Origin of the sequence: Nitrobacter sp. TKz-YC01 (assembly GCF_047824785.1) — a bacterium.
Lineage (GTDB): Bacteria > Pseudomonadota > Alphaproteobacteria > Rhizobiales > Xanthobacteraceae > Nitrobacter.
The window spans coordinates 398742-412021 of sequence record NZ_CP181167.1; the positions used below are offsets into that span (position 1 = coordinate 398742).

Annotated in this window: 15 protein-coding genes; 10 read left to right on the forward strand and 5 right to left on the reverse strand. The window is 62.8% G+C overall.

What is annotated here, in order from left to right; genetic code table 11:
• Positions 1–36 precede the first annotated feature (36 nt).
• The 9 genes from ctaD (at position 37) to ACMYR2_RS01900 (ending at position 9241) form a co-directional block, all read left to right on the forward strand.
• Entirely contained in the window at positions 37–1656 is a 1620-nt protein-coding gene (ctaD, locus tag ACMYR2_RS01860) for a cytochrome c oxidase subunit I (RefSeq protein ID WP_416193591.1), read from the forward strand.
• Between the two features lie 61 nt (positions 1657–1717).
• Positions 1718–2656, forward strand: a complete 939-nt coding sequence (locus ACMYR2_RS01865; protein WP_347264995.1) for a heme o synthase — start codon at positions 1718–1720, stop codon at positions 2654–2656.
• A gap of 16 nt (positions 2657–2672) precedes the next feature.
• Positions 2673–2843, forward strand: coding sequence for a CoxF protein (locus ACMYR2_RS01870; RefSeq protein ID WP_347264994.1), 171 nt, complete (start codon positions 2673–2675; stop codon positions 2841–2843).
• 6 nt (positions 2844–2849) lie between these two features.
• Positions 2850–3494 (forward strand): cytochrome c oxidase assembly protein, encoded by a 645-nt coding sequence (locus tag ACMYR2_RS01875; RefSeq protein ID WP_347264993.1) that lies wholly within the window; start codon positions 2850–2852, stop codon positions 3492–3494.
• A gap of 95 nt (positions 3495–3589) precedes the next feature.
• The gene (locus ACMYR2_RS01880) at positions 3590–4444 is read left to right on the forward strand and encodes a cytochrome c oxidase subunit 3 (protein WP_011313563.1); all 855 of its coding nucleotides are present in this window, start codon (positions 3590–3592) and stop codon (positions 4442–4444) included.
• Positions 4445–4733: 289 nt separating this feature from the next.
• The gene (gene thrC, locus ACMYR2_RS01885) at positions 4734–6152 is read left to right on the forward strand and encodes a threonine synthase (protein ID WP_416193592.1); all 1419 of its coding nucleotides are present in this window, start codon (positions 4734–4736) and stop codon (positions 6150–6152) included.
• Positions 6149–7438: a pitrilysin family protein gene (locus ACMYR2_RS01890; protein WP_347263830.1), complete on the forward strand. Its 1290-nt coding sequence runs from the start codon at positions 6149–6151 to the stop codon at positions 7436–7438. Before thrC ends, ACMYR2_RS01890 begins: the two co-directional genes overlap by 4 nt.
• Before the next feature lie 162 nt (positions 7439–7600).
• The gene (locus ACMYR2_RS01895) at positions 7601–8185 is read left to right on the forward strand and encodes a GNAT family protein (protein ID WP_347263831.1); all 585 of its coding nucleotides are present in this window, start codon (positions 7601–7603) and stop codon (positions 8183–8185) included.
• Between the two features lie 345 nt (positions 8186–8530).
• Positions 8531–9241, forward strand: a complete 711-nt coding sequence (locus ACMYR2_RS01900; protein WP_347263832.1) for a hypothetical protein — start codon at positions 8531–8533, stop codon at positions 9239–9241.
• 211 nt (positions 9242–9452) lie between these two features.
• Here the strand turns inward: ACMYR2_RS01900 and ACMYR2_RS01905 are convergent, their stop codons facing one another.
• The 5 genes from ACMYR2_RS01905 to ACMYR2_RS01925 form a co-directional block, all read right to left on the reverse strand.
• On the reverse strand, positions 9453–9938 hold the full coding sequence (locus ACMYR2_RS01905) for an ATP F0F1 synthase subunit B (RefSeq protein ID WP_347263833.1): 486 nt from the start codon (positions 9936–9938) through the stop codon (positions 9453–9455).
• 7 nt (positions 9939–9945) lie between these two features.
• Positions 9946–10503, reverse strand: a complete 558-nt coding sequence (locus ACMYR2_RS01910) for a F0F1 ATP synthase subunit B' (RefSeq protein WP_347263834.1) — start codon at positions 10501–10503, stop codon at positions 9946–9948.
• A gap of 63 nt (positions 10504–10566) precedes the next feature.
• Positions 10567–10794 carry a F0F1 ATP synthase subunit C gene (locus tag ACMYR2_RS01915; protein WP_009796340.1) on the reverse strand — a complete coding sequence of 76 codons (228 nt, stop codon included), beginning with the start codon at positions 10792–10794 and terminating at the stop codon, positions 10567–10569.
• Positions 10795–10846: 52 nt separating this feature from the next.
• Complete coding sequence (locus tag ACMYR2_RS01920; protein ID WP_347263836.1) at positions 10847–11590, reverse strand: F0F1 ATP synthase subunit A; 744 nt, start codon at positions 11588–11590, stop codon at positions 10847–10849.
• A 69-nt stretch (positions 11591–11659) separates the two neighbouring features.
• Positions 11660–12043 (reverse strand): AtpZ/AtpI family protein, encoded by a 384-nt coding sequence (locus ACMYR2_RS01925; protein ID WP_347263837.1) that lies wholly within the window; start codon positions 12041–12043, stop codon positions 11660–11662.
• Between the two features lie 539 nt (positions 12044–12582).
• Between ACMYR2_RS01925 and ACMYR2_RS01930 the strand changes: the two genes are divergently transcribed.
• On the forward strand, positions 12583–13125 hold the full coding sequence (locus ACMYR2_RS01930; protein ID WP_347263838.1) for a hypothetical protein: 543 nt from the start codon (positions 12583–12585) through the stop codon (positions 13123–13125).
• The last annotated feature ends 155 nt before the right edge of the window (positions 13126–13280 follow it).

Below are 13280 nucleotides of genomic sequence, written 5' to 3' on the forward strand. Positions count from 1 at the left end.
CGAAGGACTTCAAGGGACGACAGACAGGATTAGACAATGGCAACAGCATCTGCTCACGACCATGGCCATGACGATCATGGCGATCATGCGCACCACCCGACAGGGTGGAAGCGCTTCGCGTATTCGACCAATCACAAGGACATCGGGACCATGTACCTGGTGTTCGCCATCGTTGCGGGGATCATCGGCGGCCTGATGTCGATGGGCATCCGGGCGGAACTGATGTACCCCGGCATACAGGTTTTTGATCCTGCGCATACCTACAACGTGTTTGCGACCAATCACGGCCTGATCATGATCTTCTTCATGGTGATGCCGGCGATGATCGGCGGCTTCGGCAACTGGTTCGTGCCGCTGATGATCGGTGCGCCCGACATGGCGTTCCCGCGCATGAACAACATCTCGTTCTGGCTGCTGCCGGCGGCGTTCGCGCTGCTGCTGATCTCCTCGTTCATGGAGGGTGAGCCGGGCGCGACCGGAGCGGGCACGGGCTGGACGCTGTATGCGCCGCTGTCGACGAGCGGTCATCCGGGTCCGGCGGTGGACTTCAGCATTCTGTCGATCCACCTTGCGGGCGCCTCCTCGATCCTCGGTGCGATCAACTTCATCACCACGATCTTCAACATGCGCGCGCCTGGCATGACCATGCACAAGATGCCGCTGTTCGTCTGGTCGATCCTGGTCACCGTGTTCCTGCTGCTGCTGTCGCTGCCGGTTCTGGCGGGCGCGATCACGATGCTCCTGACCGACCGTAACTTCGGCACCACGTTCTTTGCGGCCGATGGCGGCGGCGATCCGGTGCTGTTCCAGCATCTGTTCTGGTTCTTTGGTCACCCTGAGGTGTACATCCTGATTCTGCCGGGCTTCGGCATGATCAGCCATGTGATCTCGACGTTCTCGAAGAAGCCGATCTTCGGATATCTGGGCATGGCCTACGCCATGGTGGCGATCGGCGGCATCGGCTTCGTTGTGTGGGCGCACCACATGTACACGGTCGGCATGGTGTCCTCGGCGCAGGCCTACTTCGTCGCGGCGACCATGGTGATCGCGGTGCCGACGGGCGTGAAGGTGTTCTCGTGGATCGCCACGATGTGGGGCGGCTCGATCGAGTTCAAGACGCCGATGCTGTTTGCGATCGGCTTCATCTTCCTGTTCACGGTCGGCGGCGTGACCGGCGTCGTGCTGGCCAATGCGGGCGTTGATCGCGTGATGCAGGAGACCTACTACGTCATCGCGCACTTCCACTACGTGATGGGCATTGCCGCGGTGTTCGCGATCTTCTCGGGCTGGTACTACTGGTTCCCGAAGATGTCGGGCTACATGTACAACGAGACCATCGGCAAGCTGCACTTCTGGGTGATGTTCATCGGCGCCAACATCCTGTTCTTCCCGCAGCACTTCCTCGGTCTGCAGGGCATGATGCGGCGCATGGTGGACTATCCGGATGCGTTCGCGGGCTGGAACGAGATCTCGTCCTACGGCGCCTTCATCACGGGCTTCGGCGTCATCATCTTCCTCTACGGCCTGATCGACGCATTCGCGCGCAAGCAGCAGGCGGCGGACAATCCGTGGGGTGAAGGCGCGACGACGCTGGAATGGACGCTGTCCTCACCGCCTCCGTTCCACCAGTTCTCCACCCTGCCGAAGGTGCAGTAAGCAGTCATGTGAATGTGCGCGGCGCGCTCACGCGCCGCGCACCCAACAAGCGGGTAGTATCGTGTCGGTTGTCGATCAAAAAGCCGTTGAGCTGCCGCCCCGGATCTCGGAGGCGGGTGTCGCCGATTACTTCGCGCTGCTGAAGCCACGAGTGATGTCACTCGTGATCTTCACCGCGCTGGTCGGGCTGATGATTGCACCGGGCCATATTCACCCGGTGCTGGGCTTCATCGCGATCCTGTGCATCGCGGTGGGAGCCGGCGCCTCCGGCGCGCTGAACATGGCGCTGGAAGGCGATATCGACGTGCTGATGTCGCGCACGGCCAACCGGCCGATCCCGCGCGGCCGCATCACCCGCGGCGAGGCGATGGGGTTCGGTCTCACGCTGTCGTTCTTCTCGGTGATGACGCTCGGCGCCCTGGTCAACTGGTACGCCGGGGGGCTGCTCGCCTTCACGATCTTCTTTTACGTCGTGATCTACACGATGGGGCTGAAGCGGCGGACCGCGCAGAACATCGTGATCGGCGGCGCCGCCGGCGCGCTGCCGCCGGTGGTGGCGTGGGCGGCTGCGACGGGATCCTTGTCGGTGGAGCCGCTGCTTCTGTTCCTGATCATCTTCTTCTGGACGCCGCCGCACTTCTGGGCGCTGGCGCTGTTCCGCTCCGACGATTACGCCCGCGCCGGGGTGCCGATGCTGCCGGTGGTCGCCGGTCCCGACGCGACGCGGCTGCAGATCCTGCTCTACACCATCGTGCTGGTGGCGATCGCCGCCGCGCCCTGGCCGCTCGGCTACTTCGACTGGATCTATGGCGTCACCTCGCTGATCCTGGGCGCCGGCATGCTGGTGCTCGCGATCGAGGTCTATCGCCATCGGACCGGAAGCCAGGCGCTACGCGCCACGCGGCGGCTGTTCGCCTTCTCGATCCTGTATCTGTTCGCGCTGTTCGCCGTTCTGCTGCTCGATGTGGTCGCGAAGGCCGTCGCGCCGTTGATCTGGTAGAGGGGCGCATGAACCGATGGACAGCAACCACAAGCCGGACGGAGACCGGATCGTTCTCACCGAAGCTCAGAAGAAGCGCCGGCGCGAACGCTCGATCGCGATCGCCTGTGCGCTCGGCGTCCTGGTCCTGCTGTTCTTCGCGGTCACCTTCATTAAAGGGCCGGGCGTTCTCGTCCGTCCGGTGTGATTGAGAATGACGGACGCGCCGCAACACCCGCAGCAATCCGCGGTCCCGGCTTCGCCGAAGGCTGCGCCGCGCATCGGCCGCGATGTGAAGATCGGCGCCGCCTGCGGCCTGGTGGTCGCGTTGATGCTCGGGGCGGCCTATGCGTCGGTGCCGTTCTACGACTGGTTCTGCCGCGTCACCGGGTTCAACGGAACCACGCAGGTGGCAGGGAGCGCGCCGCGGGCGGAGCCGCTGGCGCGCACGGTGACGGTGCGTTTCGACTCCAACGTCTCGGGCGGGCTGCCCTGGAAGTTCGAGGCGGAACAGACCGCGATAGAGGTCCGGATCGGCGAGGTCACCACCGTGCATTACGCCATCACCAACGAGTCGGCGTTGCCCACGACCGGACAGGCCGCGTATAACGTCACGCCGCTGGCGGTCGGATCATACTTCACCAAGATCAACTGCTTCTGTTTCACCGAGCAAACCCTGGCGCCCGGTGAGAAGCGGGAGATGGCCGTCGTCTTCTATGTCGATCAGGCCTTCGCCGCCGACAGCGAGTACGACGGCGTCAACACCATCACCCTGTCCTATACCTTCTTCCCGGTGAAGAATGCCGCGCCCAGGCCGGTGGCGGCAAACGAGCCGGACAGGCCAGGGGGAAGCATCTGACCTTCGAGGGCCGACGCGTTCGTCAACGGCGCGTTTTGTTGTGAGACCAATAGGTGCCCAATACCGCCGGCACCGCTAAGGGAGAGAGACCGCAAATGGCTACGGCGCAAGTCAAGCACGATTACCACCTGGTCGACCCGAGTCCGTGGCCGATCGTAGGCGCGACCGCGGCTTTCATCATGGCCGTGGGCGCGATCCTGTGGATGCATCATATGACCGCGGCCGCGCCGATCATTTTCGGCATCGGCGTGGTCGGCGTGCTCTACACCATGGCGAGCTGGTGGGCGGATGTGATCCGCGAGGCCGAGCACAAGGGCGATCACACCCGCGTGGTGCAGATCAGCCATCGCTACGGCATGATCCTGTTCATCACCTCCGAGGTGATGTTCTTCGTCGCCTGGTTCTGGGCCTTCTTCAACTCCGCGCTGTTCCCGGGCGACCCCGTGCATGTGACGCGCGAGGCCCTGTTCGGCGGCGTCTGGCCCCCCAAGGGCATCCAGACCTTCGATCCCTGGCACCTGCCGCTGCTCAACACCCTGATCCTGCTGACCTCGGGAACCACCGTGACCTGGGCCCACCATGCCCTGCTCAATGGCGACCGCAAGGGTCTGAAGTGGGGCCTGATCCTGACCATCGCCCTCGGCGCCATCTTCACCTGCGTCCAGGCCTATGAGTATCAACACGCGGCCTTCAGCTTCGCCGGCAACGTCTACGGCGCCACCTTCTTCATGGCGACCGGCTTCCACGGCTTCCACGTTCTGGTCGGAACGATCTTCCTGATCGTCTGCCTGTTCCGCGCCAATGCAGGGCACTTCACGCCCTCCCAGCACCTCGGCTTCGAGTTCGCCGCCTGGTACTGGCACTTCGTCGACGTGGTGTGGCTGTTCCTGTTCGTCTGCATCTATATCTGGGGCAACGGCGCCGCCGCCATGGCCCACGCCGCTCACTGAGCGCCACCCCGGAAAAACAACCAACACAAAGGGCGGCCATATGGCCGCCCTTTCTCTTTGGGAGCTCTGCGTTCGATTTCTTCTTTATTTCAGGAGGCTTTATGATACGCAGCGACTATCACCAATATTGACGGTGGCTCGTAGTATCAGACCTATAGCGTTTTCGAGCGAAGCGGAATCCGGTTCGCGTGAAGAAAACGCGTCAAATCAATATCATAGAGCTTCGCTTCTGATTCAGTCAGAAGCGATAATGCTCTAAGGCAACAAACTTCGGCGCTCGGGGGCCGGCTTGACGCACTATCTTTCGACACGGGGAGAAAATCACAAACTCGGTTTCTCTGATGTGCTGCTGGCCGGACTTGCACGGGACGGCGGTCTCTATGTGCCGGAGGTCTGGCCGCGGTTGCGGCCCGATACGATTGCCGGCTTTTTCGGCCGGCCGTACTCGGAGGTGGCCGTGGAGGTGATCCGGCCGTTCGTGGCTGGAGATATCGCCGATGCCGACCTAGCTCGGATGGCCAGCGAGGCTTATGCGACGTTCCGGCACCCCGCGGTGGTGCCCCTCGATCAAATCGGTCCTCAGCAGTTCATGCTGGAGCTGTTTCATGGTCCAACGCTCGCGTTCAAGGACGTGGCGATGCAGTTGCTGTCGCGGCTGATGGATCATGTTCTGGCGAAGCGCGGCCAGCGCACGACCATCGTCGTGGCCACCTCGGGCGACACCGGCGGCGCGGCGGTGGATGCGTTCGCCAACCGCGCGAATGTCGATCTGATCGCCTTGTTCCCCGACGGCCGCATTTCCGAGGTGCAGCGGCGCATGATGACGACGACGGCAGCGCCGAATGTTCATGCGCTCGCGGTCAAGGGCACCTTCGACGACTGCCAGGCGATCGTGAAGGGCCTGTTCAACAATCACCGCTTCCGCGACGAAGTATCGCTCTCGGGCGTCAATTCGATCAACTGGGCACGGATTGTTGCGCAGGTGGTGTATTACTTCACCTCGGCGGTCGCGCTCGGCGCGCCGGCGCGGGAGGTTGATTTTACCGTGCCGACCGGCAATTTCGGCGACATCTTCGCCGGTTACGTGGCCAAGCGCATGGGGCTGCCGGTACGCCGGCTGCGGATCGCCGCCAACGTCAATGATATTCTGCCGCGCACGCTGAAGACCGGCATTTATGAGGTGCGTGAGGTTCACGCGAGCTCCTCACCGTCGATGGACATTCAGGTGTCGTCGAACTTCGAACGGCTGTTGTTCGAGGCGACGGGGCGCGACGCCGCGCAGGTCCGCGCGCTCATGGCGTCGCTGCAGCAATCCGGTCGCTTCGCGGTGCCGGACCCGGTGCTGGCGGCGATGCGCGGCGATTTCGATGCCGGACGTGCCGATGAAACGGAAACCGCCGCCACCATCCGCACGGCGTGGCGCGAAGCCGGAGATCTGCTCGACCCGCATACCGCTGTCGCGCTGACAGTGGCCGATCGTGACACGACCGACTCGAGCGTTCCCAACATCGTGCTCGCCACCGCCCATGCCGCGAAGTTTCCGGACGCGGTTGAGGCGGCCTGCGGCGTAAGGCCGCCGTTGCCGGCATGGCTCGATGGCTTGATGACCCGGCCCGAGCGGATCACGGTCGTGAACAGCGATCAGGCTGAAATCGAACGGTTCGTGCTGTCCGTCAGCCGCGCCGCCAAGCACGGAGTTGCCGGATGACTGTCGATGTGACGAAGCTGTCGTCCGGCCTCACGGTGATTACCGATGATATGCCGCATCTGGAAACCGCCGCGCTGGGCGTGTGGACCGGAGTCGGCGGCCGCGACGAAAAACCGAACGAGCACGGCATCTCGCATCTTCTTGAACATATGGCGTTCAAGGGCACGACCACGCGTTCGTCACGGGAGATCGCCGAGGAAATCGAGGCCGTCGGCGGCGATCTCAACGCCGCGACCGGTGTCGAGACGACGGCTTATTACGCGCGGGTGATGAAGGCCGACGTCCCGCTCGCGCTCGATGTGCTGAGCGACATTCTGTCCAACCCGATCTTCGACGCCAAGGAACTCGAATGCGAGAAGGGTGTCATCGAGCAGGAAATCGGCGCGGCGCAGGACACGCCTGACGATGTCGTTTTCGAGCAACTCAACGAACTCTGCTATCCCGACCAGCCGATCGGGCGTTCGCTGCTTGGAACGCCCGAGACGCTGGAGCGATTCAACAGCGATATGCTGCACGGTTACCTCAAGACGCATTATCGCGGGCCGGACATGGTGGTGGCGGCGGCGGGTGCGATCGAACACGGCATGGTCGTCGCCGAGGTCGAGCGTCGCTTTGCCGGTTTCGATGCCGCGCCGCCTCCGCAGCCGGCGGCGGCGACATTCGGCCACGGCGGCTCCAGGGTGGTGCATCGCGACCTGGAACAGGCGCATCTGACGTTGGCAATGGAAGGGGTGCCGCAGACTGACGGCTCGCTGTTTTCCCTTCAGGTGTTTACCAGTGTTCTTGGGGGCGGCATGTCCTCGCGACTGTTTCAGGAAGTTCGTGAGAAGCGCGGTCTGTGCTATTCGATCTATACCTTCCATGCGCCCTACGCCGACACTGGCCTGTTCGGGCTTTACACCGGCACCGATCCGAGCGACGCGCCTGAAATGATGGAAGTCGTCGTCGACGTCATTAGCGAAGCCGTGGAAACGCTGACGGAAGCTGAAATCGCGCGCGCGAAAGCGCAGATGAAAGCCGGTCTGCTGATGGCGCTGGAGAGTTGCAGCGCCCGCGCCGAGCAATTGGCCCGGCATATGCTGGTTTATGGACGGCCGCAAAGCGTCGGGGAGTTGATGGCCAGGATCGACGCCGTCAGCGTCGAATCAACGCGTGATGCGGCGCGCGGCCTCCTGGCGCGCAGCCGTCCCGCGGTCGTCGCGCTCGGCAGCGGCAGGGGACTGGACACCGCGGTCGCTTTTGCGGAAGGATTGGCGCGGTCGAAGGCCCGGATTCTGCTCCACTGAAGCGTTGTCGAGCAAAGCATGTCCTGGGGGCTTGACCCGAAAATGGACACCGGTTCGCGTGACGGCAACGCATCGGATCAAAATCTGAGAACCACGTCTTGAATCCGCCTGAAGCATGATTCGAGCGGGAAACTGTTGGGGGTTCGGGGTCGAGGAACGGCCATGGCTCTGTTTCGTCTGTCGTCCAGCGTGCCTGTACTTGTGCCCAGGGGGCGCGGTCTTTTCCTGCGTGCGCCCGAGATGTCCGATTTCCTGCAATGGAGACAGCTTCGCGAGTGCAGTCGCGCCTATCTGACCCCATGGGAGCCGATCTGGCCCGCGGACGATCTCACCCGCGCGGGATTTCGGCGGCGATTACGCCGCTATGCTGAGGATATCGCCGAAGACAGGTCCTATCCGTTCATTGTATTTCGCGAGTCCGATGGCGTCATGTTGGGCGGGATCACGCTTGCCAATGTCCGTCGCGGCATCGCGCAGGCAGGCACCATCGGATACTGGATAGGCCAGCCTTATGCGGGGCAGGGCTACATGACCGCGGCCCTGCGGGTGCTGCTTCCCGCCCTGTTCGGCGAACTGAACCTGCATCGCATCGAGGCTGCCTGCATTCCCAGCAATGCGCCGTCCGTCCGCGTGCTGGACAAGTGCGGTTTCACGCGGGAGGGGTTGGCGCGCCGCTATCTTCGCATCAACGGAATCTGGCAGGATCACCTGCTGTTCGGCATGCTGCACGACGACCTCCAGAGCTAGAGCATCGGACCCGAAAGTGGGCACCGGTTTCGGGATAAATCCGATGCTCAATCAATTAACTGGAACGGCGGCGCTGATTCCATTTGACCGGCCGCCGCTCTAGAGCCTCTTCGGGCGAAGGGTTATCGTTCGCCGCAAGAAGATGCGGCCGGACAACAATCTTTGGAGCCTGGTCCGATCCGACTTGATCTGATCATGCTCCGAAGTGTTTCGAACGAACCGGCGCTTATCCTCGAGCCGGGCAAGGGCGCAGCTTCGCTCGATAACGTGATAGCGACTTTGGTTTGCCGCCTTCGGCTTGTTATAAGACCGCGCGTGAGGACCAACGATCGGATGATGACGTGAATGCTTGATGTTGCTGATAACGCCGAGGTGGGCGAGCCGGGGGCTGTCCGGCGCTTGGGTTGCGTTTCCTGGCGGCGCCTTCAGGGTCGATTTTCCTCGCGGCTGGTGTCCGTCGTCGCGGTCTGTTGCGTGACGGCCGCTTTGCCGGCGCAATCGCAGTCGCTCGGCGATCGTTTCAAGGGCATGTTCGGCATCAAATCGCAGCCGGAGCAGACGGCACCGGCACCCGGCGATGCGGCTTCCGTGCCCGACTACCTCACCTGTCCGTCCGTCGCGATCCGTTCCGGCGCATCGACCTACTCCGTCGGCGAGTCGGGCAAGCCGGCGACAGGCGTCGATGTCCGCTATCAGGCGACGATCCGCGACACGGCGCGAGAATGCGATTACAACTCCGACACGCAACAAATCGCGGTCAAGGTCGGTATCCGGGGGCGGGTCATCGTGGGGCCGTCGGGGGCGCCACCGACCGTGGAGGTGCCGTTGCGCGTCGCGGTGGTCGAGGACGGTATTACCCCGAAGACGATCGCCACCAACGCCTATACGATTACCGTGAACCTGTCAGGAAACGGCGGCGGGGTCTACAGCTTCGTGTCGGACGACCTCTCCTATCCGGCCCCCCAGGGCGCGGCCGCCGATCGCTACGTGTTCTACGTGGGGTTCGATCCGCAGGCGCTGAAACCTGAACCGCGCTCGCGGGGCACGCGAAGATAATCAAGCGGGCGGCTGTGCGGCGCTCGCCTTATAGGCAGGGTGATCCGCGCAAGCGATTGTTCAGCGTGCTACAGACGTTGCGCTACAGACGTTGCGATCGTCATCACGCGCGCGCATGGCGACCTCGCTCGGTTGCTCGCGGGCGCGGCTTGCGAAACAAAAAGCCGGCACGAGCCCTTCTCGCACCGGCTTCTGTCGCGTTTGGACGAATTCAGTTGAGCTTGGAGCGAACTTCGCTGACGCCCTGGGCGAGCAGCTCGTCGGCAAGCTGACCCTTCACCGACTTCGACAGGATGGAGGAGGCAGCGGCGACGGCGGCGTCGGCCGCGGCCGCGCGGACATCCGCGATAGCCTGGGCTTCCGCCGAGGCGATCTTGCCTTCCGCGCTCTTGGTGCGGCGCGCGACGAAATCCTCCATCTTGGCCTTCGCCTCGGCCGCGATGCGCTCGGCTTCGGCTTTGGCCGAAGCGATGATGTCCTGCGCCTCGCGCTCGGCACTCGCATGGCGGGCTTTGTAGTCCGCCAGCAGCCTAGCGGCCTCATCCTTGAGGCGGCGCGCGTCGTCCAGTTCGTTCTTGATGCGCGCGCTGCGACGATCAAGCGCCGACAGCACGGTGCGGTGAACGCCCACATAGGCGAAGACGCCCATCAGCAGGAGGAAGGCTATGGCAACCCAGGTTTCCGGTTGGGCAAACATGGTCCCGTCATCCCTTCATCGAGGCTTCGACGGCGCTGTCGACGAGCTTGGAGTCGGGTGTTGCGCCGGTCAGTTGCTGGACGATCGCCGTCGCTGCATCGCTTGCGATGCCGCGGACGTTGCTCATCGCCGCCGTTCGCGTGGAGGCGATGGTTTTCTCGGCATCGGCGAGCTTGACGGACAACCGTTCCTCGAGCGCCTTGCGTTCGGCCTCCGCGGCTGCGTTCAGCTTTTCGCGAGTCTCGTTGCCGATCGCCTGCGCCCGGGCGCGCGCCGCGGCGAGTTCGGACTCATAAGCCTTCAACGCGGCGTCGGAGTCGTCTTTCAGCTTTTGCGCCTGCGCGAGGTCGCCCTTGATCGTGTTCTCTCGGTCGTCGATGGTCTGGCGGACGCGCGGCAAGGCCAGTCGCGATGAGATCAGATAGAGCGCGACGAACGCGATCGTCAGCGAAACCAGCTGAGACGCGAACGTTTCCTTCTGGAAGGGCGGGAACGGGGCCTTGTGGCCACCATCGGCTTCGGTGTGGGCCGTCGCACCGTGTGCGTTGCCATGACTTTCAGCCACGGGCTTCTCCTCTGCGGTTGATCGGGATCCGGTTTTCCAGATCCCGTCAGCCGGTCAGTGATCTTAGAGTGCGAACAGCAACAGCAGGGCGATCAGCAGCGAAAAGATGCCGAGCGCTTCCGTCACCGCGAAGCCGAAAATCAGGTTGCCGAACTGGCCTTGGGCGGCCGAGGGATTGCGCACCGCGGCGGCAAGATAGTTGCCGAAAATGATGCCCACGCCGGCGCCGGCGCCACCCATGCCGATGCAGGCAATACCAGCGCCAATGTACTTCGCGGCAATCGGATCCATGAAACAAACTCCTTGCTGAGGCTGTGAGAGTGACTTTGGAGGGCGACCGGTCCTAGTGACCAGGATGGATTGCATCGTTGATGTAGATGCAGGTGAGGATCGTGAAGACGTAGGCTTGAAGGAATGCGACGAGCAGTTCGAGCGCGGTGAGCGCTACCACCAGCGCCAGCGGCAGCACGGCGCCGAAAATGCCGACGATTCCCATCGCCCCTAGCATGGTGACGAAGCTCGCGAACACTTTCAGCGTGATGTGGCCGGCGAGCATGTTGGCGAACAGACGCACGCTGTGCGAGACCGGTCGCGACAGGAACGAGATGACCTCGATCGTCACCACCAGAGGCAGAATCACGACCGGAATGCCCGACGGCACGAACAGCTTGAAGAATCTCAGGCCGTTTTTGTAGAAGCCGTAGATCAGCACCGTGAAGAAGACGAGGAATGCCAGCGCGGCGGTGACGATGATGTGGCTCGAGATGGTGAAGGTGTAGGGGATGATGCCGACGAGGTTTGAGACGGTCACCAGCATGAAGATCGAGAACACGAAGGGAAAGAACTTCATGCCCTCCTTGCCGGCGGTGGTGCGTATGGTGTCGGCGACGAATTCGTAGCTGATCTCGGCGATCGATTGCATCCGCCCGGGGACGAGCTTGCGGCCGGTTCCCAGCATCAGAAGCGATGTCAGCGCGACGGCGAGAAACATGTAGGCGGAGGAATTGGTGAAGGCGATTTCCTGGCCGCCGATATGGCCGATCGTGAAGATTGGCTCGATGTTGAACTGGTGGATCGGGTCCATCATCCGCGTGTAACTTTCAGTCTGCCGGAAAGCCGGCGTTCAAGCAACTCAGTCAACCCCGACGGCCATCCGTCATCGGTCTTTCTGTTCGGGAATCACGCCCGCCGACCGCATCACGTTGATCACGCCGGCGGCGAAGCCGAGCAGGAAAAACACGATCAGCCCCCAGGGCGAGGTCGACAGCAAGCGGTCTACCCCCCAGCCTATCAACGCCCCGACCGCAACGCCCGCGATCAATTCCGAGGACAGGCGGAAACCGCGCGCCATCGCCGAGGCTCTGGCAGCTCCGTCCCCGCTTCCATCACCGGATTGGTCAGTCTCGTTCCGGCCGGATCCACGAAGTCTGGACAGCCGCTGATCGAGATTTCCGAGCCTTTCGGAAAGCGCAGCCTCGTCGGGAGTCGAATGCTCGCGATCTCCGTGCCCGCCGCTGTTTTTGTCCGTGCCGTCAGACATGTCCTCGACACCCGACATAACGCCGCGATCTTCAGGAAATAACGCCCGTTACCCTCAAAAGCCGCGCGGACCATACTGACGGCCCAAGGTCAAGTCAAGATTGCGTCGTAAGAGACTAGAACGTTGAATTGGCTGGTTTTATTCTGGAAAATCAAACCGGCTGCGCCGAGTTGCCGCGCTGCGAAAGCGACCTTCGCGAAGCGGCCGCCTGATTTTTGGCGACGCGGGCGCGTTCGCAGCGCAAGAAAGAGCGTGGCTGGAGACATCCGGGGGCGATCCGCGCGCTAATTTGCATGGGAGCCGGCCGGGCGGGAGCGCCTTTCTTTGATCGTATACATATATATCATCGCTGGCATGGGGCCGCTTATCTCCCTTTGTTCGGTGTCGCGTGTTGTTGCCGCGGCAGAGGAGTTCGCGGTGGACGCGGATCGAAACAGGCGGCTGGCGCGTTGAATCGGGTCTTGCGCAGGAGGTCGATCTGGCCTGACGCAAAGCGTCTGCCTGGTGAAAGTGGATTTCAGTCTGACGGAGCAGAGAGCATGGACGCAACGCCGCCGCTCAAACTATCGCGGATTTCCGCAATCACCGCGGTGCTCTGTTGCCTGGCCGTGCCGACGCTCGGGCAAGCGTCCGAGGCGGGGAAAGCACGCTATACGCTCATGCCGATGAGCGGCGGCTTCGTCAGGTTGGACACGCTGACCGGCGTGGTTTCCCACTGCGAGGACAAGGGTTCCGGCTGGGCGTGCTACGCATTGCCGGAAGAGCATGCCGCGCTGGACAAGGAAATCGGCCGGTTGCAGGCGGAGAACGGAGCATTGAAGGCGCAACTCGCTGCCCGTGAACCGGCCGGCAAGACCGAGAAGGTTGTGCCAGGGCAGGAGACGACGGAGTCCGGCGAGTCGGGGTCGGCTGCACCAAAAGCTGACGAACCGAAATCCGCCGAGGCCAACCGCAACGGCATCGAAGTTCCGCTGCCGAGCGATCGCGATGTCGGCCGTTTGATGTCGTTCGTCGAGCGCGCCTGGCGGCGGCTGATGGAGATGGCGAGCCGCATCGAGCACGATCCGCCGGGAAGGATCTGATGCTCCGATTGCATCACAGTATTCAGTCTCGTTAAAGCCCGTACCGCGGTTCGCAGCCAGAGCCCTTCGCTTCTGATGGAATCAGAAGCGAGGTTTTATGACGTTGGTTCGACGCGTTTCGTCACGCGAACAGGTCATCCGCTTCGTTTGAGAAC